The organism is Pseudonocardia yuanmonensis, from assembly GCF_039542425.1.
Lineage (GTDB): Bacteria > Actinomycetota > Actinomycetes > Mycobacteriales > Pseudonocardiaceae > Pseudonocardia > Pseudonocardia yuanmonensis.
The window spans coordinates 45,584-72,431 of record NZ_BAABIC010000007.1 but is presented as its reverse complement, the minus strand read 5'-3'; the positions used below and the strand labels follow the sequence as shown (position 1 = coordinate 72,431).

The 26,848-nt window shown below is 75.6% G+C and carries 25 protein-coding genes and 1 pseudogene; 12 read left to right on the top strand and 14 right to left on the bottom strand.

Going from position 1 to position 26,848, the window contains the following annotated elements; translation table 11 throughout:
- Positions 1-15: 15 nt before the first annotated feature.
- From rpsR to dnaB, 3 genes are all read left to right on the top strand, one after another.
- Positions 16-252 (top strand): 30S ribosomal protein S18, encoded by a 237-nt coding sequence (gene rpsR / locus ABD990_RS12230; RefSeq protein WP_037042067.1) that lies wholly within the window; start codon positions 16-18, stop codon positions 250-252.
- Between the two features lie 19 nt (positions 253-271).
- The gene (gene rplI / locus ABD990_RS12225) at positions 272-721 is read left to right on the top strand and encodes a 50S ribosomal protein L9 (protein ID WP_345380552.1); all 450 of its coding nucleotides are present in this window, start codon (positions 272-274) and stop codon (positions 719-721) included.
- 668 nt (positions 722-1,389) lie between these two features.
- Positions 1,390-2,811 carry a replicative DNA helicase gene (gene dnaB / locus ABD990_RS12220; protein WP_345380551.1) on the top strand — a complete coding sequence of 474 codons (1,422 nt, stop codon included), beginning with the start codon at positions 1,390-1,392 and terminating at the stop codon, positions 2,809-2,811.
- A 50-nt stretch (positions 2,812-2,861) separates the two neighbouring features.
- Here the strand turns inward: dnaB and ABD990_RS12215 are convergent, their stop codons facing one another.
- Positions 2,862-3,386: a DUF2867 domain-containing protein gene (locus ABD990_RS12215; protein WP_345380550.1), complete on the bottom strand. Its 525-nt coding sequence runs from the start codon at positions 3,384-3,386 to the stop codon at positions 2,862-2,864.
- Between the two features lie 77 nt (positions 3,387-3,463).
- On the opposite strand from ABD990_RS12215, the gene ABD990_RS12210 reads away from it, so the two are divergent.
- Complete coding sequence (locus tag ABD990_RS12210; protein WP_345380549.1) at positions 3,464-4,033, top strand: TetR/AcrR family transcriptional regulator; 570 nt, start codon at positions 3,464-3,466, stop codon at positions 4,031-4,033.
- A 106-nt stretch (positions 4,034-4,139) separates the two neighbouring features.
- Here the strand turns inward: ABD990_RS12210 and ABD990_RS12205 are convergent, their stop codons facing one another.
- Complete coding sequence (locus ABD990_RS12205; RefSeq protein ID WP_345380548.1) at positions 4,140-5,057, bottom strand: cation diffusion facilitator family transporter; 918 nt, start codon at positions 5,055-5,057, stop codon at positions 4,140-4,142.
- Positions 5,058-5,264: 207 nt separating this feature from the next.
- Here ABD990_RS12205 and ABD990_RS12200 point away from each other — a divergent pair, with 207 nt between their 5' ends.
- A complete protein-coding gene (locus tag ABD990_RS12200; RefSeq protein WP_345380547.1) occupies positions 5,265-5,597 on the top strand; it encodes a DUF3040 domain-containing protein in 333 nt (110 codons plus the stop codon).
- A 10-nt stretch (positions 5,598-5,607) separates the two neighbouring features.
- Here ABD990_RS12200 and pcaD read toward each other — a convergent pair whose 3' ends face one another.
- From pcaD to ABD990_RS12185, 3 genes are read right to left on the bottom strand one after another with little or no spacing between them, the layout of a single operon-like run.
- Complete coding sequence (pcaD, locus tag ABD990_RS12195; RefSeq protein WP_345380546.1) at positions 5,608-6,369, bottom strand: 3-oxoadipate enol-lactonase; 762 nt, start codon at positions 6,367-6,369, stop codon at positions 5,608-5,610.
- A 13-nt stretch (positions 6,370-6,382) separates the two neighbouring features.
- Positions 6,383-7,045: a CoA-transferase gene (locus ABD990_RS12190; RefSeq protein ID WP_425569590.1), complete on the bottom strand. Its 663-nt coding sequence runs from the start codon at positions 7,043-7,045 to the stop codon at positions 6,383-6,385.
- An 8-nt stretch (positions 7,046-7,053) separates the two neighbouring features.
- Positions 7,054-7,836 carry a CoA transferase subunit A gene (locus tag ABD990_RS12185; RefSeq protein WP_345380544.1) on the bottom strand — a complete coding sequence of 261 codons (783 nt, stop codon included), beginning with the start codon at positions 7,834-7,836 and terminating at the stop codon, positions 7,054-7,056.
- Between the two features lie 119 nt (positions 7,837-7,955).
- On the opposite strand from ABD990_RS12185, the gene ABD990_RS12180 reads away from it, so the two are divergent.
- Complete coding sequence (locus ABD990_RS12180; protein WP_345380543.1) at positions 7,956-8,855, top strand: aldo/keto reductase; 900 nt, start codon at positions 7,956-7,958, stop codon at positions 8,853-8,855.
- A 50-nt stretch (positions 8,856-8,905) separates the two neighbouring features.
- On the opposite strand, the gene ABD990_RS12175 is transcribed toward ABD990_RS12180, so the two are convergent.
- Both ABD990_RS12175 and ABD990_RS12170 read right to left on the bottom strand, forming a co-directional pair.
- A complete protein-coding gene (locus ABD990_RS12175; protein WP_345380542.1) occupies positions 8,906-10,399 on the bottom strand; it encodes an SDR family oxidoreductase in 1,494 nt (497 codons plus the stop codon).
- A 37-nt stretch (positions 10,400-10,436) separates the two neighbouring features.
- Entirely contained in the window at positions 10,437-11,747 is a 1,311-nt protein-coding gene (locus ABD990_RS12170) for an AI-2E family transporter (RefSeq protein ID WP_345380541.1), read from the bottom strand.
- Positions 11,748-12,550: 803 nt separating this feature from the next.
- Between ABD990_RS12170 and ABD990_RS12165 the strand changes: the two genes are divergently transcribed.
- Positions 12,551-13,141, top strand: coding sequence for a hypothetical protein (locus tag ABD990_RS12165; protein WP_345380540.1), 591 nt, complete (start codon positions 12,551-12,553; stop codon positions 13,139-13,141).
- A gap of 266 nt (positions 13,142-13,407) precedes the next feature.
- On the opposite strand, the gene ABD990_RS12160 is transcribed toward ABD990_RS12165, so the two are convergent.
- From ABD990_RS12160 to ABD990_RS12150, 3 genes are read right to left on the bottom strand one after another with little or no spacing between them, the layout of a single operon-like run.
- On the bottom strand, positions 13,408-14,658 hold the full coding sequence (locus ABD990_RS12160) for a D-arabinono-1,4-lactone oxidase (protein ID WP_345380539.1): 1,251 nt from the start codon (positions 14,656-14,658) through the stop codon (positions 13,408-13,410).
- Between the two features lie 19 nt (positions 14,659-14,677).
- Positions 14,678-16,021, bottom strand: a complete 1,344-nt coding sequence (locus ABD990_RS12155) for an amidohydrolase family protein (protein ID WP_345380538.1) — start codon at positions 16,019-16,021, stop codon at positions 14,678-14,680.
- Positions 16,018-16,635: an NYN domain-containing protein gene (locus ABD990_RS12150; RefSeq protein WP_345380537.1), complete on the bottom strand. Its 618-nt coding sequence runs from the start codon at positions 16,633-16,635 to the stop codon at positions 16,018-16,020. Before ABD990_RS12150 ends, ABD990_RS12155 begins: the two co-directional genes overlap by 4 nt.
- 155 nt (positions 16,636-16,790) lie before the next feature.
- Here ABD990_RS12150 and paaI point away from each other — a divergent pair, with 155 nt between their 5' ends.
- On the top strand, positions 16,791-17,192 hold the full coding sequence (paaI, locus tag ABD990_RS12145; RefSeq protein ID WP_425569589.1) for a hydroxyphenylacetyl-CoA thioesterase PaaI: 402 nt from the start codon (positions 16,791-16,793) through the stop codon (positions 17,190-17,192).
- Here paaI and trmB read toward each other — a convergent pair.
- From trmB to ABD990_RS12130, 3 genes are read right to left on the bottom strand one after another with little or no spacing between them, the layout of a single operon-like run.
- Positions 17,189-17,875: a tRNA (guanosine(46)-N7)-methyltransferase TrmB gene (gene trmB / locus ABD990_RS12140; protein WP_345380535.1), complete on the bottom strand. Its 687-nt coding sequence runs from the start codon at positions 17,873-17,875 to the stop codon at positions 17,189-17,191. The two genes, paaI and trmB, sit on opposite strands and share 4 nt — an antisense overlap.
- The gene (locus tag ABD990_RS12135; RefSeq protein ID WP_345380534.1) at positions 17,868-18,896 is read right to left on the bottom strand and encodes a glycosyltransferase family 2 protein; all 1,029 of its coding nucleotides are present in this window, start codon (positions 18,894-18,896) and stop codon (positions 17,868-17,870) included. The genes trmB and ABD990_RS12135 overlap by 8 nt, the downstream gene beginning before the upstream one ends.
- A 50-nt stretch (positions 18,897-18,946) precedes the next feature.
- A complete protein-coding gene (locus ABD990_RS12130) occupies positions 18,947-19,675 on the bottom strand; it encodes a glycosyltransferase family 2 protein (protein ID WP_345380532.1) in 729 nt (242 codons plus the stop codon).
- Positions 19,676-20,156: 481 nt separating this feature from the next.
- Between ABD990_RS12130 and ABD990_RS12125 the strand changes: the two are divergent.
- Positions 20,157-21,977, top strand: a pseudogene (locus ABD990_RS12125) (DUF2339 domain-containing protein); the annotation flags it as partial.
- On the opposite strand, the gene ABD990_RS12120 reads toward ABD990_RS12125, so the two are convergent.
- Positions 21,891-23,603 carry a PH domain-containing protein gene (locus ABD990_RS12120; RefSeq protein WP_345380531.1) on the bottom strand — a complete coding sequence of 571 codons (1,713 nt, stop codon included), beginning with the start codon at positions 23,601-23,603 and terminating at the stop codon, positions 21,891-21,893. The pseudogene ABD990_RS12125 and the gene ABD990_RS12120 overlap by 87 nt on opposite strands.
- A 381-nt stretch (positions 23,604-23,984) precedes the next feature.
- On the opposite strand from ABD990_RS12120, the gene ABD990_RS12115 reads away from it, so the two are divergent.
- The 3 genes from ABD990_RS12115 to ABD990_RS12105 all read left to right on the top strand — a co-directional run bounded on the left by ABD990_RS12115 (position 23,985) and on the right by ABD990_RS12105 (position 26,845).
- The gene (locus ABD990_RS12115) at positions 23,985-24,791 is read left to right on the top strand and encodes a hypothetical protein (RefSeq protein ID WP_345380530.1); all 807 of its coding nucleotides are present in this window, start codon (positions 23,985-23,987) and stop codon (positions 24,789-24,791) included.
- On the top strand, positions 24,781-25,164 hold the full coding sequence (locus tag ABD990_RS12110) for a hypothetical protein (protein ID WP_345380529.1): 384 nt from the start codon (positions 24,781-24,783) through the stop codon (positions 25,162-25,164). The genes ABD990_RS12115 and ABD990_RS12110 overlap by 11 nt, the downstream gene beginning before the upstream one ends.
- 103 nt (positions 25,165-25,267) lie before the next feature.
- Complete coding sequence (locus ABD990_RS12105) at positions 25,268-26,845, top strand: TldD/PmbA family protein (protein WP_345380528.1); 1,578 nt, start codon at positions 25,268-25,270, stop codon at positions 26,843-26,845.
- Positions 26,846-26,848: the final 3 nt, after the last annotated feature.

Genomic DNA, 26,848 nt, shown 5'->3' with positions numbered 1-26,848 from the left:
CCAGGAGCACCAGCAATGCCCAAGCCCGTCCTGCGCAAGCCGAAGAAGAAGGTCTGCGCGTTCTGCAAGGACAAGGCCCAGGAGATCGACTACAAGGACACCGGTCTGCTGCGGAAGTTCATCTCCGACCGCGGCAAGATCCGGGCCCGCCGCGTGACCGGCAACTGCCGGCAGCACCAGCGGGACGTCGCCGTCGCGGTGAAGAACAGCCGCGAGGTCGCCCTCCTGCCGTACACCTCGACCGCCCGCTGACCGAGGAAGGAGTAGCACCGTGAAGCTCATCCTCACCGCCGACGTGCCGAACCTGGGCGCCCCCGGCGACATCGTGGAGGTCAAGGACGGCTACGGCCGTAACTACCTGCTGCCGCGCCAGTTCGCGATCGTCGCGACCCGTGGCGCCGAGAAGCAGGTCGAGCAGATCCGCCGCGCCCAGAAGGCCCGGCAGATCCGCGACCTGGGCCACGCCCAGGAGGTCGCCGGCTCGCTGAAGGAACTGGCGGTCAGCGTCAAGGCGAAGGCCGCGGGCGACTCGGGCCGGCTGTTCGGCTCGGTCACCCCGGCCCAGATCGTCGAGGCCGTGCGCGCCGCCGGCGGTCCGGCCCTCGACCGGCACTCGGTCGAGATCGCCGAGCAGATCAAGTCGGTGGGCACCCACCCGGTGAAGGTCCGCCTGCACCCGGAGGTCACCGCCGAGCTGCAGGTGGCGGTCGTCGCCGCCTGACACCCGGCACCGGCGGGCCCCAGCCCGTCACGTTCCGTCACGAGGGCGGGATCGTGGTCGTCTCGACCGGGTCCCGCCCTCGCGGCGTTCTCGGCGACGTGATCGCCCTCGGTGTCGATCGCACTGCGGATCTTCGGACGGGTCTCGACGAGCGGCGGCACACCGACCGTCCGGCGCGTGCGAGCGACACGCGGAGGTTGCGCCCGCGTCGCTCGGTGACCCCCCGGGTGCGCCAGGTGGACAGGCGGTGACCGCCTCCGACACGCCCGCCGGGGGACGCGCCGGGCCGCCCGGAAAGAAAGTTGTCCACACCGGGTCCTAGGGTCCTGATCTGCGGAAAGTCGCCCTCATCAGGGGTTGTCCCCACGGTGTCCACAACTCGGTGGGGAGGCTCGCCTGCCCTGTCCCCGATCCGTCCCCACGCCCTCCCCAGGGTTGTCCACACGCGGGTTTGGGCGTGGGCGCCGCGTCCCCTACCGTCACGTGCCCGGGCCGCGTGGACGATCGCCGGCGCCCCGCGCACCGTTCGTCGCACGCCGCCCGAGGGCGTGACCTCGGACGGGTACCGGCGGGAGGGGACGATCGTCGCGCGGCCGGGAGAACCGGCTGCGGATCGAACTCATGTTCGATACGATGGGGCCACGTGGTGACAGGGGGTGACGTCGGGCATGGCGGTGACGGATGACCGTCCCAATCGGCCGCGAGCCGTCCGCGACGGCGAGGGCCGTCCCGGAGGGGACTCCGCGGGCGGGGTGGTCCCGAACCCGTTCGACCGCCAGCCGCCGCAGGACCTCACCGCGGAGCAGTCCGTGCTCGGGGGCATGCTGCTGAGCAAGGACGCGATCGCGGACGTGGTGGAGGTGCTGCGGCCGGACGACTTCTACCGGCCCGCGCACCAGACGGTCTACGACTGCATCCTCGACCTCTACGGGCGGGGCGAGCCGGCCGACGCGGTCACGGTGTCGGCGGAGCTGCAGCGCCGCGGGGAGCTGATCCGGCTCGGCGGCGCGCCGTACCTGCACACCCTGATCGCCACCGTGCCGACCGCGGCGAACGCGGCGTACTACGCCGAGATCGTGGCGGAGAAGGCCACGCTGCGGCGGTTGGTCGAGGCGGGCACCCGGATCGTGCAGCTGGGCTATCACGGGGCCGAGGGTGCGGAGGTCGAGGAGGTCGTCGACCGGGCCCAGGCGGCGATCTACGAGGTCACCGAGCGGTCCACCAGCGAGGACTACGTCCCGCTCGAGGAGTTGCTGCAGCCGACGATGGACGAGATCGACGCGATCGCCTCCCGCGGTGGCGTCTCGCTGGGCGTGCCGACCGGGTTCGCCGATCTCGACGCGTGCACCAACGGGCTGCACCCGGGGCAGATGATCGTCGTGGCGGCCCGGCCGGGTCTGGGCAAGTCCACGCTCGGGCTGGACTTCGCCCGCTCGTGCTCGATCAAGCACCAGATGACCAGCGCGGTGTTCTCGCTGGAGATGAGCAAGTCCGAGATCGTGATGCGGTTGCTGTCGGCGGAGGCGCGGATCCGGCTGGCCGACATGCGCGCGGGCCGGATGAGCGACGACGACTGGACGCGGATGGCGCGGCGGATGTCCGAGATCTCCGAGGCGCCGTTGTTCATCGACGACTCGCCGAACCTCACGCTGATGGAGATCCGGGCCAAGGCGCGGCGGCTCAAGCAGCGCAACGACCTGAAGCTGATCATCCTGGACTACCTGCAGCTGATGACCTCGGGCCGCAAGGTCGAGTCCCGCCAGCAGGAGGTCTCGGAGTTCTCCCGGCAGATCAAGCTGCTGGCCAAGGAGCTCGAGGTGCCGGTCGTGGCGATCTCGCAGCTCAACCGTGGCCCGGAGCAGCGCACGGACAAGCGGCCGATGATCTCGGACCTGCGTGAGTCGGGCTCGATCGAGCAGGACGCGGACATGGTGATCCTGCTGCACCGGCCGGACGCGTTCGAGCGGGACGACCCGCGCGCCGGCGAGGCCGACCTGATCCTGGCCAAGCACCGTAACGGCCCCACCAACACCATCACGGTGGCCCACCAGCTGCACTACAGCCGCTTCGCCGACCTCGCCCACGGCTGAGCCGGATGGGTCCGGGCCGCGTCGGTTCGGCTCGCGTCAGGTCGGCCGCGTCAGGCGCGGTCGGGTCCGGTCGCGTCGGCCCGGGCGTCGATCCGGGCGACGGCGTTCCGGGCGTTGATCCTGGCGGCGGCGTTCCGGAGGACACGGGGTACGAGGGCACGGTGGACCGCGGAGGCCGGGCGCCACAGCAGCCTGCCGGCGCGGTGCTCGTAGCGGACGAACGTGGCGAGCGCGGCGTGCCCCTCGCTCGTCGTCACCACGAGGTTCGCGCTCAGGAGCGGTCCGGCGGTGGCCAGCCGGATCCAGCCGTCCCTGCGCCCGGTGACGCGCCAGCCGGCCACGGTGTCGGGGCCCCGCTCGGGATCCAGCCGTAGCCCGAGCAGGACCTGCCAGATCAGTTGCTCGCCCGGGGTCGGCACGGAGCCGAACATCGCGCGGGCCCACTGCTCGGCGGACGCGTTCCCGTCCTGGGACGGCACCGTGAACAGATCGGCGTAGTCGACCGTGGACAGCGCCGCCCGCGCCCGCACTGCCGGCGGGATCTCGGAGACCCCGCGGACACCCTGCACGGCCATCACGCACCTCCTATACGGTGGCGTACAACAGAAGCCTGAATATACGGCTGCGTACAACAGACGGGAAGGGGTCGAGCGTGGGCGTCGCCCGGACACCGCGCCGGAGCTGGATCGAGGCCGGGCTGCGCGCGCTGGCCACGGGCGGGCCCGACGCCGTCCGGGTCGAGTCCCTCGCCAAGAGCCTCGGGGTGACCAAGGGCGGCTTCTACGGGTACTTCGCGGACCGGGAGGCGTTGCTGCAGGCGATGCTCGACACCTGGGAGCGCGAGAGCGTCGACGAGGTGCTGGCCCGCGTCGAGCGCGAGGGCGGCGCCCCTCGGACCCGGATCCACCGCGCCGGGATGTTGACCTTCTCCGGTGACAGGCTGCTGCCGATCGACCTCGCGGTCCGCGCCTGGGCGCGCCGGGACGAGGCCGTCGCGGACCGCCTGCGCCGTGTCGACAACCGCCGCATGGCACTGCTCCGCGAGATGATCGGCACCTTCTGCGCCGACCCGGACGAGGTCGAGGCCCGTAGTCTGATCGCCTTCTGCGTGGCGATCGGCGAGCACTTCCTCGCCGCCGACCACGAGGGGCGGAGCCGGGCCGAGGTGCTGTCCCGGGCCGCCGACCTCGTCCTCGACCGGCCGGCGCGCGGGATCCGCTGAACCGCCCGTCGTGGGGCCGACCCCGAGCCCGGTCGGCGCCGACCCGCCGCCGATCAGGGGCCGAGCAGCGGTCCTCGGTGTGGGCCGCCGCCGAGTCGCTCGGTGATCAGTGGCAGGTGTCCTCGTGCCCCACGTGGGCGTGCCGCTCCACCTGCAGCGTGCTGTGGGCGAGCCCGAACCGCTCGCGCAGCGTGGTGCCCGCGCGGTCGAGCACCGAACCGCCGCAGCCACTCGCATTGGGCTCGTGGTCGGCGACCACCAGGTGCGCGGACATGGACGGCGTGCGGTCGTTGATGGCCCACACGTGCAGGTCGTGCACGGCCGTCACGCCCGGCACGGCGAGCAGCGCGGAGCGGACCTCGGCGACGTCGATCCCCGCCGGCGCGCCCTCCAGCAACACGTGCCAGACCTCGCGCAGCAGGCCGACGGCGCGAGGCAGGATCAACGCGGCGATGAGCAGCGAGGCGAGGGTGTCCGCGTAGGGCCAGCCGGTGGTCACGAGCACGGTCGCCGCGACCATGACGCCGACCGAGCCCAGCGCGTCCCCCAGGACGTGCAGCATCGCCCCGCGCAGGTTCATGTTGCCGCGGTCGCCGCCCGCGAGGATCACGAGCGAGACGACGTTGCCCACGAGCCCGGCCGCGCCGATGACCAGCAGCGGCAGCCCGGGGATCGCGGCGGGTTGGAACAGCCGGGACACGCCCTCCACGGCCACCCACACGACCACCGCGACCAGCGCCACGGCGTTGAGCCCGGCGACCAGCACCTCGACCCGGCCGAGGCCGAAGGTCCGGTGGTGGCAGGCCGGCTTCGCCGCGAGCACCGACGCGGCGACGGCGGCGGCGAGCGCACCCGCGTCCGTGAGCAGGTGGCCCAGGTCGGCGAGCAGGGCGAGCGAGCCGGTGAGCAGCGCACCGACGCCGCCGAGCACGGCGCAGGCCATGGTCACGAGCAGCGCGGCGACCAGCCGGCGGCGATCGCTGCCGGCCGCATGGCCGTGCCCGTGCCCGTGCCCCGTTCCCATGGCCCGCACGCTACCTATGCGTGATCGTGCATGCAAAGAGGAGGGTCACCTCACCGGGCGACGCCGATCACATCCGGCGTCCGGTCACAGCCCCGCTCAAGGTCACGATTCGGTCACCTACACTGGTACCCGGTGCACCCGGATCAACGGCGAGCGGGCCGCTCCGTTCCCCAGCCAGGCCTTGTGATCCCGGGGGTGCCCCGAACGATGCTCAGCGACCGTGAGCGCAGCCAGTTCGCCCTGATCGAGCAGGGTCTCATGTCCGGCGATCCGCTGTTCGTCGCCCGGTGCAGCGCGCTCGGACGCAAGCTGCGCCGGCACCGTCCGGCCCCCTCCCGCACCGGCGGCCCGGCCGGCCGCTCGGTGCACACCGCAGGGCTCGTGCCCACGATCCTGCTCGGCGGCGGCCTGCTGCTGCTCGTCCTCGGCGGGGCGGCGGCCGCGGTGCCCATCGTCGTCGCCGGGATCCTCATGGCGATGGCCGCGCTCGGCCTGGCCCTGACCGCGCCGCAGCGGACGACGCGGCCGGACACACCGTAGGACGCGCTCCTCAGGTCAGGTGCCCGAGGAGGAGGTGGTTGGCCTCCTCGGCACTCTGCATCGTCGCGAGGTGCCCGCCGTGCAGCACCTCCAGGTGCGCCCCGGGGATGCCCGCGGTGATGGTGCGGGCGTGCGGCTCGACGGGCGTCGGCTTGTCCTCGTCCCCCGCGATCACGAGCGTCGGCGCGGTCACGTCGCCCAGCCGGTCGCGGTGGTCCCACACCTCGATGGCCTCGCAGCAGGCGATGTAGCCGTCGTCGGGGGTGTCGGAGACCCACCCGATCGCCCGGGCGACCACGTCGGGGTGCTGCTCCGCCCACTCCGGCGTGAACCACCTCTCGACCACGCCCGGCGCGATGCCCGCCGTGCCCCCGGCCTTCACGGCCTCGATGCGCTGCCGCCAGATCGCGGGGTCCGGGAAGTTCGAGGAGGTGCAGCACAGCACGAGCCGGGCGATGCGGTCCGGGTGCTCGGAGCCCAGGTACATCCCGACCATGCCGCCGAGCGAGAGTCCGCACCAGTGCACGCGGTCCACGCCGAGCGAGTCGAGTGTGGCCAGGACCGCCTCGGCCAGCATCTGCATCGTGTAGGGGCCCGCCGGGTTGGGCGAGGCGCCGTGTCCAAGGTGGTCCATGCGGATGACCCGGAAGTGCTCGGCGAGGGCCGGGACGTTCGGCTCCCACATGTCGAGCGTGCTGCCCAGCGAGCCGAGCATCACGAGCGCGGGCCCGTCCTCGGGTCCGTCCGTCCGGGTGTGGAGCAGGTCGGTCATGGGCCCGATCCTGTCACCCGGCCCGCAGGGCGGCGACCTCCGCGGCGGTGGGGGGCGCCGTGACGCCCACCTCGTCGGCGACCTCCAGCGGCCAGCCGGTCTCGGCCCGCACCCGGTCCACCGAGACGCCCGGGTGCACCTCGGTGAGCACGAGCTCGGCGGTGGCGGGATCGGGCCGCAGCACCCCCAGGTCGGTGACGACGGCGACCGGGCCGGCGCCCCGCAGACCCACCTGCGCGCGGTCCAGCGGGCCGGTCAGCGCGCCGGGTGCGGTGACGAAGTCGACCCGCTCGACGAACGCGGACAGCCGGTGCGGCAGCAGCACGACGACCCGGCCCGCGCCCGTCGCGATCTCCGCGGCCGCGCCGGCGCCGGAGAGTCGGGCCGTGGGCTCGTCGTACTCGCCGAGGACGGTGGTGTTGACGTTGCCGAAGGCGTCGACCTGGTCCGCGGCGAGCAGCCCGACGTCGACCCGGCCGCCCTGCAGCCAGTAGGCGGCGAACTCGGCGGCACCGGCCGTCGCCGCGGGCACGCCGTCGACGGTCCCGTCGTCGCCGAGCACGGTGAGTCCGGGCGCGTGCGTGGCGCGGGCGAGCCGGGCGGCCCGCCGGGCCGGACCGCAGCCCGCGACGCACACCTCGCCGTCGCCCAGCAGCCGCGCGGCCGTGACGAGCATCTGGTCGCTCACGCGCGGATCCCCTCCAGCCAGGTCGTGAACCGGTTCCGGTCGCCCGAGACCGCCGCCCAGGCGAGGTCCACGCCGTCGTCGCAGGGGTCCGCGCCCGGGTGGCGCTCCGGCCCGGCGGGCACGACGGCGATCCGGGTGACCGCGAACGCGGGGAGGACGACCGCGCCGTGCTCGGGCTCGAGCTCGTCGACGACCTCCTCGACCGTGACGAGCGCCTTCCGGGCGGCGAGCACGGCCTCCTTCCGCAGCCCGGGGACCCCGCCGAGCTGCACGTTCCCGGCCCGGTCGGCGCGCTGCGCGTGCACCACCGCGAGATCGGGGCGCAGCGCGGGCAGCGCGGTGAGCTCCTCGCCGGTGAACGGGCACCGGACCGTCGCCGCGTTCGTGACGGCCGCCAGGTCGGTGCCGGCGTAGCCGTCGCGGACGGTCGCGAAGGGCAGCCCCGACGCGCCGGCGACGTACCGCGCGGCCATCCCCGCCTGGGTGTGCTCCTCGATCTCCAGCGGCGCCGGCCAGCCCGCGACCAGGGCGTCCCGGATCCGGTGCAGGGCCGGGTCGAGCCGGGCGAACACCAGCCGCGTCACGCACCCGGCGCCGACGAGCTGGTCCCCGGCCGGGCCGGGCGCGGTGCCGACGAGCGTGATGTCGCGCGGCCGGCGCCGCAGGATCGCGTGGGCGGCGGCCACGGGGATCGACGCGCCGAGTCCTTCGAGGGCGATCTCCGCGCCGTCGTGCACCAGGGCGTCGACGGCGTCGGCCAGCGCCGAGATCGTGGCCACGGCGCGAAGCTATCCGCCGCGCGGAGGGGCGGCAACCGGACGCACGTGACCGCCGTGACCCCTGCGGTGCTGGTCACGATCGGGGGCGGCCCGGACACCCACGGTGCCACCCTCGTCCCATGACCAGCGTCTTCCCGCAGAACGAGGCCGCCGAGGGTGCCGGTCCCGCCGCGGCCGCAGGCACCTTCCGGATCGGCGAGGGACCCGTGGTCCACCGCCTGGGTTTCGGGGCCATGCGGATCACCGGGCCCGGCGTGTGGGGCCCGCCCGCCGACCCGAAGGCCGCCATCGAGGTGCTGCGCCGCGCCGTCGACCTCGGCGTGAACCTGATCGACACCGCCGACGCCTACGGCCCGGGCACCTCCGAGGAGCTGATCCGCGAGGCCCTGCACCCGTACGAGGGCCTGACCGTCGGCACGAAGGCGGGCCAGCTGCGCCCCGGACCCGGGCAGTGGACGCCGTGCGGCCGCCCGGAGTACCTGCGCCAGCAGTGCGAGCTGAGCCTGCGCCGGCTCGACGTCGAGCGGATCGACCTGTTCCAGCTGCACCGGGTGGACCCGACGGTCCCGGCGGCGGAGCAGTTCGGGGTGCTCGCCGAGCTCAAGGCCGAGGGCAAGATCGGCGAGGTCGGGCTGTCCGAGGTCTCGGTCGAGACGATCGAGCAGGCCCGCGGCATCGTCGAGGTCGCGACCGTGCAGAACCGCTACAACCTCGCCGACCGCGCGAGCGACGACGTCCTGCGCCACTGCACGGAGAACGGCATCGGCTTCATGCCGTGGCACCCGGTCGCGGCCGGTGCGCTCGCCCAGCCCGGCGGCGCCGTCGCCGAGATCGCCTGGGCGCACGGCGTGACCGCGCCGCAGGTCGCGCTGGCGTGGCTGCTGCAGCGCTCGTCGGTGATGCTCCCGATCCCGGGCACCGCCGACCTCGGCCACCTCGAGGACAACTGCCGCGCCGCCGGGCTCGAGCTCGACCTCGCCGAGATCGACCGCCTCGACGCGGGCCTCACCGAGCTGTAGCCACGGCTCGTCGCGGCGGCCCGTCGCTCCGGCTCGCGGTGAGGGGACGTCTACGACGCCCTCCGCTCGGCCCCGGTGCCCGCGGGGGCGGCACGTTCGGCGGTGCGGGTGATGTTGCGGACCATGCCGCCGAAGACGATGCCGTGGAAGGGCGCCACCGACCACCAGTACAGGTGGCCGGCGAGGCCGTGCGGCACGAACACCGCCCGCTGGGTGTAGCGCGAGCCCGCGGCGTCCGGCGCGACGCCCATCTCCAGCCAGGCCAGCCCCGGGACCTTCATCTCGGCGCGCAGCCGCAGCAGGGTGCCCTCGTCGAGGGCCTCGACGCGCCACCAGTCGAGCGCGTCGCCGACGTGCAGCCGGTCGGGGTCGCGCCGCCCGCGCGCCAGCCCGACGCCGCCGACGAGCCGGTCCATCCACCCCCGCACGGACCAGGCCAGCGGGAACGAGTACCAGCCGCGCTCGCCGCCGATCCCGACGACGACCCGCCACAGGTCCTCGGGCGGCGCGGTGCACGGCTGCGCGCGGTCGTCGGTGTACACGCTGCCGCCGGACCACTCGGGGTCGCTGGGCAGCGGGTCCGACGGCGCGCCCTCGACGGCGGCGCCGGACCAGTGCGTCTCGACGTCCCCGCCCCTGATCCTGGCCAGGGCCAGCTCGACGGCGCGGTCGTAGCCGATGCGGCCCTCGGGCGGGTCCGGGACGTACCGCAGGATGTCCTGCTCGCGGCACACCACCTCGTGCACCAGCGACTCGATGAGCGGCGCCGCGATGCCCTTCGGCACCGGCGTGACGATGTTGACCCAGTGCGCCGAGAGCCGCGGCGTGAGCACCGGGACGCCGATGACGCGGCGCCGCCGGAGTCCGGCCACCGCGGCGTAGCGCTGCATCATGTCCAGGTAGGTCAGCACGTCCGGGCCGCCGATGTCGAAGGTCCGGTTGACGTCCGGCGGCAGGTGGGCGGCGCCGATCAGGTAGCGCAGCACGTCCCGCACCGCGATCGGCTGGATGCGGTTGCGCACCCATTGCGGCGTGAGCATGACGGGCAGCCGCTCGGTGAGGTAGCGCAGCATCTCGAAGCTCGCCGACCCCGAGCCGAGGATCACCGCGGCCTGCAGCGCCGCCGTCGGCACCCCGCTGCGGAGCAGGACCTCGCCCACCTCCGCGCGCGAGGTGAGGTGCTCGGAGAGCGGTCCGTCCGGGTGGAGCCCGCCCAGGTAGACGATCCGCCGCACGCCCGCGTTCCGGGCCGCCTCGGCCAGGATCAGCGCGGCCCGGCGGTCGATCGAGGAGAAGTCCCGGTCGGCCAGGGAGTGCACCAGGAAGTAGACGACGTCGACGTCCTCGCAGGCCCGCCGCACGCTCTCGGCGTCGAGCAGGTCGCCCTGCACGATCTCCGCGTGCCGCGCCCACGGCACGTCGCGCAGCTTGCCGGGGTCGCGGACGAGGCAGCGCACCGCCGAGCCGGGCCCGCCCTCCTCGATCAGCCGCGGGGCGAGCCGTCCGCCGATGTACCCGGTCGCGCCGGTGATCAGGTATCGCACCCGCCCGATCCTCCCGCCGACGGGCGGGATCGGCACGTCAGGCCGAGCGGCGCAGCCGGCTCTGGACCCGGCTCCACCAGGACGGCACCCGGATGCGGTGCGCCGTCTCGGCGTTGGCCTCGTGCGGGTCGACGGCGTTGATCGTGCGCGCGGGGGGCTCGTCGTCCCGGACGAAGGAGCGGATCGCGGCGCTGAGGGTGGCGAGCAGCGGCACGGCCAGCAGCGCGCCCGGGATCCCGGCGATGACGACGCCGCCGGCGACCGCCAGCACCACGGCCAGCGGGTGCAGCCGGACCGCCCGCCCGAGCAGCAGCGGCTGGAGCACGTGCCCCTCAAGCTGCTGCACGGCGATGACGATGGCGAGGACGATCACGGCTGGGACCGGGCCGTTGGCCACGAGCGCGATCAGCACCGCGACCGCGCCGGTGACCACGGCGCCGACGGTCGGGACGAACGCGCCGAGGAACACCAGGGCGGCAAGCGGGACGACGAGCGGGACCCCGACCGCCCACAGCCCGATCCCGATGCCGATGGCGTCGACGAACGCGACGAGCACCGTCGCCCGCGTGTAGCCGACGAGCGTCGCGAAGGCGCGCCGCCCGGCGATGTCGACCTTCTCCCGGCGCGCGCGGGGGGCGGCCTTGAGCAGGAAGATCCAGATCCGCCGGCCGTCGTACAGGAAGAAGATCAGCGTGAAGATCGTGAGCGCGAGCCCGGCGCCGACCTCGGTGATCGTCGCGGCCGTGGTGAGCACCCCGGACGTCAGGTTGGCCTGGCTGTTGGTGAGGGCCTGCCCGATCTGCGCGGGGATGGTGCGCAGCTGCTCGTAGCTGAGGTTGAAGGGCGGCCGGGCCAGGAACTGCTGGATGGACGTGAGGCTCGCCGTGAGCTGTTGCTGCAGCTCCCCGAAGCCGCCGACGAAGGTGTTGACCACGAACGACAGCAGCCCGCCGAGGACGCAGAGGCCCGCGACGATCGTGATCGCGACGGCCGGGCCGCGGGGCACGCGGCGGGCGACCAGCCAGTGCACCACCGGCGCCAGGAGCGCGGAGATCAGCGTCGCGATCGCCACCGGGATCACGACGACCCGGAGCTGGATCACCAGGAACACGAGCAGCCCGAGGGCCGCGGCGACGATCAGGCCGCGGGCGGCGACCTCGGAGGTCACGCGCAGCGGGGTGGGCACGGAGGAGGCCGCGCTGCGGCGGCGCTGCTCCGGGACGACCGGCGACGGCGGCGGGACCGGCGTGCCCGCCGCTTCCGGGGTGGACGGGGCCGGCCTGGTGATCTCGTCGTCCGCCACGGGGTCGATCTTCGGGCCGCTCTCGCCCGCCCGATCGTCGGTCATTGGCGAACGGTAGCCCCTCGGGCCCGGTGACGTGCGCGGATCCGCCGTGATGTTGGCCGGCCGGGGCCCGCGCTGCTCCGTTCCGGTGGCCAGGAGTTGCGCTGTCCACCGCGTTGGCCTAGCGAGACGACCGCTTCATCACGGAACGCCGAATTACACCCGTGTAGTTGACACCCTCCGGAACGACGGCTGGTGCGCCCGGGTGAGAAGCTCGTGACGCTCCGGAGTACGCGGTGCTTGCGGCGTCACGGAGGACCGTAGTGATCGGCGACCGCCCGGCGCCCGGCCGACACGCCGCTCGACGATGATCATGCTCGATGGTGTGGCCGCCACGCCCGCCGGGCCCGCGGTGCGGTGGCGCGGGGACCAGCGCGGACGTCGTCGGCCGGCGCCGGCGCCGCGCGGCCTCGCGGCCGTTCCCAAGATCGTCCGGAGGGGCCACGCGGCCGGCGCGGGAGCCGTCGGTCCCGATCGGGTGAGGAGGAGGCGGAGGTGCTGGTCCCGACCCCTCGCCGGGCCGTCCGAGGCCTTGGCGAGCCCCGCCGGGGCGTCACGGAGCGTCCCGAAAGTGGCGAAGTCGACTGCGCAGAGCGACAACGTCTGCACGGCCGTGCCGCCACACCACCCGAACGAATGGACATGGCCCGAAAGCGGGTAACGACCGTTCCCGGCCCGTTTCCCCGGGCAGGTGACCCCGTTGTGGGTGGTGTGTGCGGCCGAACGGCCCTGTGGGGACAGGGCCGATGGCAGCATCGCGCGGCACACGGACGACGCGAGGTGGAGACATGACGGAGGTGCGGGGCGTGACCGACAGGGAGCGAGCCCTCGACGGGGCGGTCGGCCGGCGGAAGGCCACGGTGCGGGTGCGGGGCGTCGAGGACACCGGTCCCTTCCCGGGGCGGCACGCGAGCCGGACCGAGATCGCGGCGGAGACGCCGATCTTCCACGCCCTCACGGTCGGCGGCTGGCGCGGCCGGCAGACCGAGCAGACCGCCCGGCAGGCCCCGGCCCGCCGGCCCGGCCGCCGCTCGGCCGAGGCGCTGGACGACTTCCGCCGCGACCCGCTGACCGCGCCGATCCCGGTGCAGGCCTACTCGACGCTGACCCAGCGCACCACCTCGCCGGTGCCGCCGGTGCCGCCGGTCCAGCCGCTCCCGTCGATGCCGTCGGTCCGGTCGGCGCAGCCGGAGCCGGTCCCCGCCCCGGTGTCGGCGGGGTACGACCGCGCGCCGCTCTACGCCGCGCACGTCCCGACCTACGCGCCGGCCGCGCCCGCGTACACCTCGCTGACCGACACCGGCCCGCACGCGCTGGCCGAGCTGTCCTCGCGCACGGGCCGCCACCACCGCCGGGCCGTCGGCTCGGGTTCGGGGCACCACCACCTGGCGTACTGACGCCGCGCCGAGCGTCCGCTAGCGGAGCTCGCGGAGCGCGCATCTGGTACGGGGACGAGGACCCCGGAGCTGGGGAGCCCCGGTGATGAAGGAAAGAGGACCCGGCGCCGAGAGGCCCCGGTGATCAGGAACGGACCGCGGCAGCTTCGGGCCGCGGCGGACGTCGGTCGGCTGGGGAGCGGATCGGCGTCGACCAGGGGCCGGTGGCCCGGGGTCCGGGGGAGTGACCGGATCGCGGAACCACCGGCCCTCGTCGTTCGCGCCGATCAGGGGCCGAGGAGGGCCTCGAGGTGGTCGCCGCCGAAGAGGCGGTCGGGATCGAGCCGGTCCCGGACGGCGACGAACTGCGGCAGCTCCGGGTAGGCCAGCGCCACGTCGGCGGCGGTCCAGTCGTGCCGCCCGGCCCAGTGCGGCCGCCCGCCCATCCCCTCGAGCACCGAGCCGACGAGCCGGAACAGCGGCCCGTGGTCGTCGCCCCGCTGGGTCCGGACGGTGACCCAGGCGGTCGCGCGGCCGTGGGCGGGGTGCAGCCAGCCCGTCTCGGCCGGGCCCGTCCGGACCTCCACCGGCCGCCGGACCTCCCGGTCCCGCGCCGCCGTCGCCGCCCCGAGCTCGCGGATCGCCCCGGCGAGGGCCTCGCGCGGCAGCGCCCACTCGGTCACGCCCCCGCGACCGGGGTGCGGATCGGGCAGCAGGTCGTGCGGCGACCCGGTCACCACGCCCTCCCAGCGCGGGACCGGCCGGGAGCGCTGCGCCGACCACTGCGCCGACGCCGTGTGCCCCAGCCGCGTCACGACCCGGCCGAGCGCCTCCACCGGGCCGGTCGAGGCGGGCTCGGGATCGGGGTCGACGACGGGGCCGGCCCACCGCAGCAGCGCCTCCCCGCTGGGCAGGTGCAGCTCCACCGCCGCGAACCGGTGCTCGTCGAGCGGGCCGCCGACCTCCAGGACCTCCTCGGCCCCGACCGCCTCCTCGTGCGCCTCCACCTGCCCGGCCGGCACGGTCCGCAGCTCCACCTCGGTGACGACGCCGAGGGCGCCGAGGTGGGTGCGCAGCGCCTCGAGCTCGGGCTCCCCGGCCGCGACCTTGCGGAGCCGGCCGGTGCCGTCCACGAACCGCATCCCGACGACCTGGTCCGACAGCGAGCCGATCGTTGCGCCGCTGCCGTGGGTCCCGGTGGCGACCGCGCCGGCGACGGTGGCCCCGGGTCCGTGCGTGACGGTCGCCAGGGCCCGCCCGCGCTCGGCCAGCGCCGCCTGCACCGAGGCGAGGGTGGCGCCCGCCCGGGCGCGGACCGTGTCGGAGGTGACGGCGACGATGCCGGTGAGCGCCGAGCAGTCGACGTGCACGTCGTTGGTGAGGGTCAGGGTGCTGTCGGACCAGCCGGAGCCGAGCGGGCGGACCGTCTGCCCGCGCTCTCCGGCGCGGCGCAGGGCGGCGACCACGCCCGCCTCGTCGAGCGGCCGGTCGGTGCGCCGGGGCCGGCACTGCTGCCCGCCCCACCAGTTGACCCACATCGCGTCGAGCGTAGGAGCCTCAGCCGTGCAGGCGCGCGGCGGCGGCCCGCAGGTCGGCCCGGGCGCGGGCGGCGTCGACCTTGACCGGCTCGCCGTCGTCCACCACCTGCTCGCCCGCGACCCAGACGTCCCGGACCAGCCGCGACCCGCCCGCCCAGACCAGGTTGGACAACAGCTGGGCGTCGTCCTCGGGGTCCACGAAGGCCTGGTCGTCGAGGTCGACGTGCACGAGGTCGGCCCAGCGGCCCGCCTCCAGCGCCCCGAGGTCGGACCGGTCGATCGCCTCGGCGCCCTCCCGGGTGGCCATGAGCAGCACGTCGGCGGCGGTGAGCGCGGCGGCGTCGTCCTCGCGGACCCGGGCGAACAGGGCGGCGAGCCGCGCCTGGTGCCAGAGGTCGAGGTCGTCCCCCGACGCCGGCCCGTCCGTGCCGAGTCCGATGCGGACACCGGCCCGGCGCAGGTCCGCGACCGGTGCGAGGCCTGCCGCGAGCTTCCCGTTCGACCCGGGGCAGTGCGCCACCGCGACGCCGTGCCGCCGGTAGAGCGCCACGTCCGCCCCGGAGAGCTGGACGGAGTGCGCGGCGAGGACCCGCCCCCCGAGGGCGCCGACGGCCTCGAGCTCGGCCGGCACGGAGCCGAACTCCTCCCGCTGCGCGAGGTCCTCCTGCCGGGACTCGGCGACGTGCACGTGCAGCAGCGCGCCGCGTTCCCGGGCCGCCGCGGCCGTGGTGGCCAGCGCCTCGGGCGGCAGCGTGTAGGCGGAGTGCGGCCCGTACCCGAGCTCGATCCGCTCGTGCGGGCCGGACCGCAGCCCGTCCGCGTCGATCCGGGCGGAGACGTCGTCGCGCATCTCCTCCCAGGTACCGAGCCGGTCCCAGCCGGGCGCGGCGATGATCCCCGGGGTCAGCAGCACCCGGGAGCCGGCGGTGAGCACGGCGTCGATCACGGCGTCGGCGACGAAGTACATCTCCACGGAGGTGGTGCAGCCGGTCCGCAGCAGCTCCACGGCGCCGGCGGTCATCCCGACCCGGACGTCCTCCTCGGTGAACCTCGCCTCGGCCGGCCACATGACGTCCTGCAGCCAGGACATCAGCGGCAGGTCGCCCCCCATCCCGCGCAGCGACAGCATCGGGGTGTGGCAGTGGGTGTTGACCATGCCGGGCATGAGCAGGCCGGGCAGCTCGTGCACCGGGCCCCCGGGCGGGGGCGCCTCCGCGCGCGGGCCGACGCGGACGATGCGCCCGTCCGGGCCGACGTCGACGATCCCGTCCCGCAGCACGGGGAACCCCGGCCCGCAGGTCAGCACCACGGGCGCGGCGAACCGTTCGCCCCCGGTGGCCCGTGCGGCCGACCCGGAGGTCACCGGCGCGGGTCGAGCAGCGAGCGCAGGGACCGGAAGGGCGGCAGCCAGGCGCCGGTGTCCGGCAGGGTGTCGAGGGTCATCCGCGGCAGCGGCTCGCGGAACACGCCGTCGATGTCCTCGAGGTCGAGGAAGGAGATCGTCTCGGAGTTCAGCGCGAAGTTCGCGTACTCCCGGAACCCGATGACCGTGACGTCCGTGTGCTGCTCGATCAGCTTCTCGAGCGGCTCCCGGAAGGCCCGCCCGTCCCCGGACGCCACCACCACGTGCCGCAGGTGGCCCTCCTCCTCCCGCATCTGGATGTGCCGGAGCATGTCGTCGTCGATGTCGGAGTCCTCGGTGACCTTCGGCTTGGCGAAGACCGCGAACCCGACGTTGCGCAGCGCCTCCACCCAGGGCCGCACGACCTCGGTCGACCCCGGCACCACGTTGGTGAACACGCAGGCCTCGGCCACTGCCTCCGGCCCGGCGAGGTCGAGCAGCCAGCGGCCGACGGCGTCGAACCGCGGGCGGAAGGCCGCGGTGGGCCGCGCGCCCAGCAGGGAACCGAGGCTCATGTCCATGTTGGGCGCGTCCCAGACGAGCAGCACGCGCGGGAGGGGGCCGGTCGACGTCACGGGGTCCGGGTCTCCCGAGGGTGGGTGCGCATGCCCGTGACCCTATCCCGCCGGGGACCCGGGTGTGGGCCCGTCACACTGACCGGGTGAGCACGAATGCAGCGGCCGATCCCCCGACCGATCCCCGGGCGACCGCGGAGCGGGTCGCCAAGGCGATGGTGCACCACGACGAGGCGATCCGCGGGGCGGGCATCCGGCTCGTCGACGTCGGGCCGGGGCGGGCGCGGACCGCGCTGACCGTCGAGGAACGGCACGTCAACGGGCACGGCATCGTGCACGGCGGGTACCTGTTCTTCCTCGCCGACGCCGCCTTCTCCTTCGCCTGCAACAGCCACGGCGTCTCGACGGTCGCCTCGGGCGGCGACGTCGCCTTCCTGCGGGCCGCGCGGGTCGGCGAGGAGCTCGAGGCCGAGGCGGTCGAGCGTGCGCTCGTAGGGAGGACGGGGCTGTACGACGTGACGGTGCGGACCGCGGCCGGCAAGGTGGTCGCCGAGTTCCGGGGCCGGTCCCGCGCGGTGCCGCACCTGCCGGCGCCCACCCTCGACCAGCACGACTAGCGCACGTACAGCAGGTCCCGGATCGCCCGGCCCTCGCGCACCGCGCGCTGCTCGAACTTCGTCAGCGGACGCGAGTCCGGCCGGGGGAGCCAGCCCTCCGGGCCCGCGTCGGGCGCGCGGTGCAGCAGGGGGCAGGCGTCGCACACCTCGCGCATCTGCAGTGCGTAGTGCTCCCAGTCCGTGGCCAGGTGCAGCCATCCGCCCGGCCGCAGCCGGGACGCGGCGAGCGCGACGAACGCGGGCTGGACCAGCCTGCGCTTGTGGTGCCGCCGCTTCGGCCACGGGTCCGGGAAGAAGATCCGGATGCCCTCGAGCAGGCCCTCGGGGACCGCGCGCTCGAGGAGGTCGACCGCGTCCCCGCGGAGCAGCCGCAGGTTCTCCAGACCCGCCTCCTGCCGCAGCATGAGCAGCCGGGCGAGCCCGGGCTCGTAGACCTCGACGGCCACGTGGCCCACCTCGGGCGCGGCGGCGGCCATCGCGGCGGTGGCGTCCCCCATCCCCGGGCCGATCTCGAGGATCACCGGCGCCGCGCGGCCGAAGAGCGCCTCGGGGTCGAGCCGCCCGAGCGCCGCGACGTCGCCGCCGTACTCCGGCCACCACCGGTCCCACGCGTGCTGCTGGCCCTCGCTCAGCCGGTTGCGCTGGTGGACGAACGAGGGGATCCGCTGATGCGTCTCAGGCACCGTCGGCCGCGGGCAGGGAGACGTGCGAGGTCGCGCCGGGCAGCTTGCCCCGGACGTACCCGGCGGTGGTGAAGCCCAGGCAGAGGACGACGGCGGCCGCGGAGGCGGGCCGCTTCGCCTTCACCTCGCGGATCAGCGCCTTCGGCAGCACGGTCGCCACGTACCTGCTCTCGGTCGACAGCGCGTCCCCCTGCCCGACGAGCTTGGAGACGGCCGCCTTCGACAGGCCCTCCGCCCAGCTGCGGCGGCGCAGGTAGGACCAGTCGACGCGGTCGTCCGAGACGCGGTGGTCGACCTCGGCGCGCGGCTCGAAGAGGATCTTCACCTCGCGCCCGTCGGCCTTGTAGGCCTGCCGGGCCCGGATGCAGAGCTCGGTCTCCTCGCAGCCCAGCGGGTTCTTGCCGATCCGGCCGATGTCCTCGGCGAACCCGCCGACCCGCTTGAACACCTCGCGACGCAGGGACATGTTGCAGCCCATGAGGTTGCGGACCTCGGCCTGCTCGGTCGGCTGACCGGTGTAGGTGCAGCCGACGACCCAGTCCAGCTCGCCGGTCGCGTCCCGCCCGCCGGGCGCGCCCGGGAGGGTGGCGGGGCGGCCGGAGTCGTCGACGGCGGTGCGGGCGACCGGCCAGCGCGGGTGCGCCACGCCGCCGACGCCGATCACCGCCGGGTCGGCGTAGGGCGCCAGCAGGGCGCGGAGCCAGCCGGGGCGGGCGGTGGCGTCGTCGTCGAGGAACACCACCACGTCGCCGGTCGCCAGCTCCACGGCGGTGTTGCGGGCACCGGACAGGCCCTGCTTGTGCGCGTTCGGCACGACCTGCACCCGCGGGAACGCCTCGCGGGCCCGCTCGAGCAGCCCCTCGTTGTGGTCGACGACCACGATCGTCTCCACCGGCAGCACGTCCTGCGCCGCCACCGACTCGACGGCGGCGACGATGTCGGCCCACCGCTTCTCGGTGTAGACGCAGACGACGACGGTCGCGGTGACCGGCGGCTCGGGCGCGGGCTCGAACAGGTTCACGGGGCGAGGTCCTCCGGGTGCGGTCCGCCGGCGGCCGACTCCTCCCGCGGTCAGTTCTTCCGCTTGTCGGCGCGCCGGTGCTCGGACAGCAGGGTACGCAGCACCCGGGTGCCGTCCGCGAAGGTGCGCAGGTTCGTCTCGCCGAACATGCGCTGCTTCTCGACCGACGGCACCTCGGTGATCTTCAGGCCGGCGGCCGCGACGCGGCAGTTGAGCACGGTCTCGATCTCGAACCCGTCGCCCCAGAGCATCGTGCCGTCCTCCGGCTGCGGCTCCGCCGGGTCCGGCAGCTCCAGCAACGGGAGCAGGTCGGCCCAGAAGGCGTTGTAGCCGTAGCAGAGGTCGGTGTACGACGTGCCGAACAGCGCGTTGGCCACGGTGTTCAGCCCCGCGTTGCCGGTGCGGCGCAGCAGCGTGATGTCGTCGCTGCCGCCGCCGGCCGCGAAGCGGGTGCCCTTGGCGAAGTCGGCGCCCGCGACGAGCGCGGAGACGAACGCGGGGATCTCCGCGGGGTCGGCCGAGCCGTCCGCGTCGAACATCACGACGACGTCCCCGGTGGCCGCGGCGAACCCGCACGCCATCGCGTTGCCCTTGCCCTTGCGGGTCTGCGTGATGCAGCGCACCCACGGCAGGGTGCGACGCGCCGTGCCGATGGTGTCGTCCGTGGAGTTGCCGTCCACGACGATGATCTCGTGCACCGCGGGGCGCACCGCCGCGATCTGCGGCAGGACGACCTCGAGGTTGCGGGCCTCGTTGCGGGTCGGCACCACGACCGTCACGGCCGGGTTGGCCGAGCGCCGCGGCGACGGCCGCGGCCGCGGCCTGCGGATGCCTGCGGGCGGTCCCGCGGGCGGGGCGTGGAAGGGCCCGGGCGGCAGGGCCCCGGGAGGGGCACCCGGCGGCATGGCCCCGGGCGGGCCGGGGCGGTAGCCGGCGGGCGGGGGCCCGTAGGGACCCGGGCGCGGGTTCGGTCCGGGATGCTGCCCGGGGCCGCCGGGCCGAGGTCCGCGGTACGGCGGCGCCCCGGGCGCCCCGGGGGGCACCGGCGACGATGCCGGACGGGCGGGCGTTACGGCGCTCACACAACCTCCAGACGGGTCCGCTCCACTCGGGACAACGAGCGTCCGCGACACCCGGTTACGGGTGATCGCGATCTCACTCGCCGGGGACCGGGCCGGTCGGGGAGCGTGACCGTGTCGTGACCCGATCCTCGTAGTCGTACGCATCCTGACGCGTCCGATCGGCGGCAGGCTCGACGGTATGTCCGAACCGACCGGTCGTCCCCCCGCGCTCGACGAACGGCTGCTCTCCGTGGCCCTCGAGCTGACCCGCCTGGGCAGGCGGGTCGACGAGCTCGGCGGAACGGTGAACGCGCTGGTCGCGGAGTTGCGCGGCGGTGCGGCGGGCGGGGTCCCGGGTGGCCTCGCGGAGGGCTCGGCGGCGGGTCCGGCGGAGGCCGCGCGACCGTCCGCCGACGCGTCGGGACCGCCCGTCCCACCGCGCGTGTCGCGCCACTACACCCCCGATCCTGTGGCCACGCTGTGGACGCCACCGTCGGGTGTGTCGTCGGCGCCGGTGGGTGGCCCGTGGGGACCCGTCCACCCGGGGTTCCAGTACCCGGCGCCGATCGGGCCGCGCCCGCCCACTCTCGTCGAGCGGCTGCGGGGCCGGCTCTCCGGCCCGGCCCTGCTGGCGGTGACCGGCGCGGCCGTGACGCTGCTCGGCGTGGTGCTGCTGCTCGTGCTGGCGGCCTCGCGGGGATGGTTCTCCCCGTCCGGGCGGGTGGCGGCGGGAGCGCTCCTCGGCGCCGTCCTGGTCGGTCTGGCGCTGCGGCTGCACCGCAGGCCCGAGGCGCGGACCGGTGCGCTCGCCCTGGCGGGTACCGGCATCACGACGCTGTACCTGACGGTGGCGGCCGCCACCGCCCTCTACGACCTCCTGCCGGACGTCGCCGGGCTCGTCGCCGCGCTCGCCGTCGCGGCCGGCGGGGTGGTGCTGGCCGACCGCCGGCGTTCCCAGGCGCTCGCCGTCGGGACGGTCGTCGGCGCCGCGCTGCTCGCGCCGTTCGTCGCCGACGGACCGGGTCCGCTGCTCGTCGCGCTCGTCGTGGTGCTGCAGGCCGCCGCGGTGCCGGCCGTGGTGCGGCAGGGCTGGGGCGGGCTCGCGGCCACGGCGGCCACCGCGCCGGCGCTCTACGGCCTGGTCGACCCGTACGACGAGCCGCTCGTCCCGGCGATCGCGGCCGCGGTCGCCGCGCTCGTGGTGGGGCTCGTGCCGACACCGCTGCTCGACCGGCTGCTCGACCGGCCCGGGCACCGCACCGCCCCGGTCGCCGTGGCCTGGGTGGTCGCGGCCGCTCCGCTCCCGCTGCTGGCGCTCGCCGCGCGGACCGACCGGTGGCCCGGCGCCGGGCTGGCCCTGCTCGCGGCCGTGGCGCTGCTCGCGCTCGCGATCCCGGCCGGGCGCGCGGCCGTGCGGCTCACGGCGCTCGCGGCCGGCTCGGTCGCGGTCCTGGAGGCCACCGTCGTGGCGTTCGACGGCGGCACCCTGCACGCGGTCCTGCTCGGCGAGGGGGTGGTCGTCCTCGTCGCCGCGGCGGTCGTGCGGAGCCGGCCAGCGTTGCTCGCGGGCGGCGGTTTCGCGCTGATCGGCTACCTCGGTGCGCTGGCCGGTGAGCTGCCCGACCCGACCTCGGTGCCGGCGCTCCCGGTCCCGTTCCGCGGCCTCGTGCTCGCCGTGCTGGTGCTCGCGGCGGCGGTCGCGGCGCTGGTCGCGGCCGGCCGCACCGGGCTGATCCGGGCCGACGCCCGCACGGCGGTGCTGTGGGGCCCGCTCGCGCTCGTCGCGCTGCACGGCGCCACGACGACGGTGGTGACCGCCGCCCTGCTCGTGTCGCCGGACCGCACGGGCTTCCTCGCCGGGCACGCCCTCGTCACCGTGTCGTGGACGGTCGCGGCCTTGGTCCTGCTGGCGCGCGGGATCACCCGGCCCGCGCTACGGGTGGCGGGGGCGGTCCTGGTGGCGGCGGCCGTCGGCAAGCTGGTGCTGTTCGACCTGCTCGCCCTCGACGGCCTCGCCCGCGTGGCGGCGTTCCTCGGCGCCGGGCTCGTCCTGCTGGCGGCCGGGCACCGCTACGCGCGGGTGGTCGCCGGCGGCGCAGCCGGACGCGAGGAACGGGACCAGGAGTGACGGCGTGGCCTCGGCCGCCAGCCGCAGCGCCTCCCGGCCGTCGACGTCGTGGGCGTGGAAGGCGCCCCGGCCCGCCGCCGTCGTCGCGCCGAGGGTGACGAGCCCGGTGCGCCGCTGCAGGACCGTCTGCCGCACGGTCCAGCCGATCACCCCGTCGAGGTGCAGGGCCACGGTGGTGCGCCGCAGCGACCCGGCGCGCACCACGAGGTAGCCGCCGACCAGGGCGTGGCCCAGTCCGCGGTAGGTGTCGATCGCGATCGCCGCGCCGACCGGCGCGCCGACGGCGAGCAGGACGGCCGCGGCGACCACGGGCCACCCGGCCCCGGTGGTGACGCCGGCGACGACCAGCGCCACCACCGGCGGCGCGACGACGAGTGCGGCCCGGCGGAGCCTGCGGCGGCGCGCGGCGGGCGGGTGCGGGCGCAGCGCCGCGGCCGTCGGCGAGCGGGACTCGCCGAGGATCACCGCCGCGACCCGCTCGGCCAGCCGTCGCGGCGCGGTCGGCAGCAGGGTGCGGTGCTCGGTGCTCTCGGCGCCGCTCCCGACGAGCAGACCGGTCGCCACCGCGTCGACGCGCGCGGCACCGGCCAGCCGCACCCCCAGCGGCTCGACGAGCTCGACGCCGGTCAGCCGGCGCTCCTCCAGCGAGATCGACCGGGTGGTGAGCACCCCGCGGCGGACCCGCAGCGTGCTGCCCGGCTCACGGTCGAGCCGGAACCCGCTCCACGTCTCCGCGTAGACCAGGAACGCCAGCACCGTCCCGGCCAGCAGGATCCCGACCACGACCAGCACGACCCGCACGGCGGGCGGGACCGTCCGCAGCAGCCCGCCCAGCGGCCGGTCGACGAGCGCGAGGACCACGGTCAGCACCGCGATCCCGAACAGCGGGGTGGCGGCGGTGAGCACGCCGTAGCGCAGCCAGCGCGGGTCCAGCTCGGCGATGCGGCCGTCGGCGGGGCCGGCGGGCGGGCCGCCCGCGGAGCGCATCCGGTCGAGCAGGAGCGTGCGCAGCCGGTCCGCCTCCATCCGCTCGACCGGCCGCAGCCGCAGCGTCGCCTCCCCGCGCCCGCGCTGCTGGCCCGTCCCGACCCGGAGGGTGACCAGGCCGAACGCGCGGAGGACCGGGCCGGCGGTCACGTCGACGGTCCGGACGCGCCCGATCGCCAGGCTGCGCGCCCGCCGGACGACCACCCCGGTCCGCAGCTCCACCCGGTCGGCCGTGATCCGGTAGCGCGAGCACCGCCAGCGGGCGTAGGAGGTGGCGACGGCGAGGCCGACCACCGCCAGCGCGACCGCGAGCGTCCACAGCGCGACCGGCCCGGCGAGCTCGGGCGCACGCACCGCGACGGCGACCACGGCCGTCGCGCCGAGGACCGCGACGGTCACCGTCGCCAGCACGCCCGCGACCGGCATGCCGCGCGGGTCCAGCCCGGTCCAGCCGGCCGGGTCGGTCTCGAGGCCGACGCCCCCGGACAGCTCGGCGACCCGACCGGCACCGGGCGGCGCGCCGGGCCTCACCGGCCCGCTCCCCCGCCCCGTCGGCCCACGGTCGTCCCCCCGTCAGTCGCGTCCACTTCCTCGACCGCTCACTCTGACGTACCGACGGCCCGCGGGCGAGTGGCGGGGTGCGATCGGCCGGAACCCGTCCGCGTCCGCGCCGGTGGGCGGTGATCGTCCCCGGGCCGCTGTTCGGCGACCCGCCCGTGCTCGCGGCGGCGCGACCGATGATCGCCCCGGACGGAACGGGCGCGGGGGTGCGCCCCGACGATCACGTGATCGTCGTGGTGATCATGCTCGGCCGGGCGGTGGGACCACAGTGGCCGCCGGGCCGGTTCACGGTCGTGAAGCGTTGGGCGGAAACGCCCTCGCCCGCGGCCGGCCCGCGTGATGCTCCGCCGCGTGACCACCCTCGCGGGCACCCACCCGTCCCCCACCCGCCGATACGCGGAGGCGTTGCGCGCCAGACGGTCCGAGCTGGTCGCCGCGCTGGCCGAGTGCGACGGGCGGCACCGGGCCCGGCTGCGCGGCGATCTCGCCCTCGTCCGGCTCCGCGGCACCGCGGATCTCACTGCGTCCCTTCGTGATCTGCGCACCCTGAGCGCGCCGTGGATCACCGGCCCGCGCTCGTCGCTCCCCGAGGTCCTGGAGCCGGCGATCGGCCGCGCCTCGGCCGCACTCCTCGCGCGGTCCCGCAGCGACGCCGAGGCCGCCGTGCGGCGCGCCGCCGGGCGCATGCTCGGCCCGCTTCCCCTGCCGCGCGAGCTGATCCCGCGCCCGGTGCCCGCGCCGACGGTCGTCGCCGGGCTGCCCGACCCGCCGGGACGCGTGGGGTGGCTGGACGCGCTCCTGCGGGCCGGGTCCGGCGCCGGCCTGGTCCGCCTGGCGCTGGTGCTCGTCGCGGGCGCCCCGGCGCTCGGGCTGTCGGTCGCGGGCGGGCGGACCCTGCTGCCGCTCGCGATCGGCGCGGCGGTGGCCGCCACGGTGCTGCTCGCGCGGCGCCGGCGCGCGGCCGTCGAGCGCGAGCAGTGGGGGTACTGGCTGGACATCGCGCTGCGGGACGCCGAGGCGGCGACGGTGTCGGCCTTGTCCGCCTTGCTGATCGACCTCGAGCGGCGGTCCACGGAGCTGCTCGACCGCACCGCCGGCGAGCGCCGCACCGCGCTCGCCGCGGAGTTGCGCTCACTGGGAGGCCCCGGTGCGCCCTGACCCGTACGACCCGCACACCGGCCCGCCCGCCGCGGCCAGCACCGGTCCGTCCGACGTGGACGCTCCCGTTCGGCCCGAACCCCTCGGCGCCGCGATTCCCCGGCCCGACCCGTCCGCACCCACCCGGGTGGCGATCGGGCCGGGCGACCTCGACACGGACGTCGACGGCGTCGCCGACTCCGTGGTGCTCGCGGACGGCGCGGACCTGGTGCTGCACACCGACCTCGACGGCGACGGCCTCGCCGACCAGGTCCTCCGCCCCGGTCCGGCGACCCTCCCGCCGCGCACCCCTCCACCCACAGTGGATCCTCTGGCACGCTCTCCGGCGGACGTCCGGTGGTGGGCCCCGTGGACCTGGTTCGCCGATCCCTGATCGCCGGGGGTTCCCTACCGGCGAACCCCTGTGCGACAGGCGCCACCGCCCGGGCCCGCTCCGCGGAGGTGCCACGCCCGTCCGGTGCGGATAGGTTCTGCGCGTGGCTCCCGCCGGCTCCGATCCCCCCGCCCGCCCCGGTCACGCGGCCCCCGCGTTCCTGGGGCCGGACCCCGTCGACGCCGTGGACCCGGAGTTCCGCGCCCTGCCGCTGCAGGCGCTGGCCGGGGCGGCGCTGAGCCGGGCCATGCTGCTGGGCGCGCAGCACGCGGACGTCCGGGTCGAGCGCACGGTGTCGCAGCGGATCTCGTTGCGGGACGGGACCGTCGAGGCCGTCTCGGACGGCGTCACGACCGGGCTGGCGGTCCGTGTGCTGGTCGACGGCGTGTGGGGCTTCGCCTCGCACGTCGAGCTGACCGTGCAGGCGGCGAGCGCCGCGGCGGAGCGTGCGGTGGCGGTGGCGCGGACCCTCGCCCCGGTCGCGCTGGAGCGGATCGAGCGCGCCGACGAGCCGGTGTACCCGGACGCGGTCTGGGTGTCCGCCCACGACGTCGACCCGTTCACCGTGCCCACCCGGGAGAAGGTGGAGCTGCTCACCGACTGGTCGCAGCGGCTGCTGGCGGCCGACGGGATCGACCACGTCCAGGCCTCGGTCGTGCAGGTGCGGGAGTGCAAGTTCTACTCGGACCTCGCCGGCACCACGACGCTGCAGCAACGCGTCCGCGTCGAGCCCGGGCTCAGCGCCACGACCGTCGACCCCGGCGCCGGCACCTTCGAGACCATGCGCACCCTCGCGCCCCCGGCCGGCCGCGGCTGGGAGTACCTCACCGGCACCTCCTACGACTGGGAGGACGAGCTCGCCCGGCTGCCGGAGCTGCTGGCGGAGAAGACGAAGGCCCCGTCCGTCGAGCCCGGCGCCTACGACCTGGTGATCGACCCGACGAACCTGTGGCTGACGATCCACGAGTCGGTCGGCCACGCCACCGAGTACGACCGCGCGATCGGGTACGAGGCCGCCTACGCGGGCGGCTCCTTCGCCACCCCGGACCAGCTCGGCAGCCTCCGCTACGGCTCGGAGCACATGCACGTGACCGGCGACCGCACCGTCCCGCACGGGCTGGCCACCATCGGCTACGACGACGACGGCGTGGCCACCTCCGAGTGGGACCTCGTGCGCGGCGGCACGCTCGTCGGCTACCAGCTCGACCGCACCTTCGCCCCGCGGCTGGGCCTCGAGCGGTCCAACGGCTGCGCCTACGCCGACTCCCCGCACCACGTCCCGATCCAGCGGATGGCCAACGTCTCGCTGCAGCCGGACCCGCTGCGCGACACCACGACCGACGAGCTGATCGGCGGGGTCGAACGGGGGATCTACGTCGTCGGCGACCGCTCCTGGTCCATCGACATGCAGCGCTACAACTTCCAGTTCACCGGCCAGCGCTTCTTCCGGATCGAGAACGGCCGGCTCGCCGGGCAGCTGCGCGACGTCGCCTACCAGGCCACCACGACCGAGTTCTGGGGCGCGCTCGCCGCCGTCGGCGGACCGTCCACCTGGCGGCTCGGCGGCGCGTTCAACTGTGGCAAGGCCCAGCCCGGCCAGGCCGCACCCGTCAGCCACGGCTGCCCGAGCGCGCTGTTCCGCGGCGTCACGGTGCTCAACACCCGCGAGGAGGGCGAGTGAGCG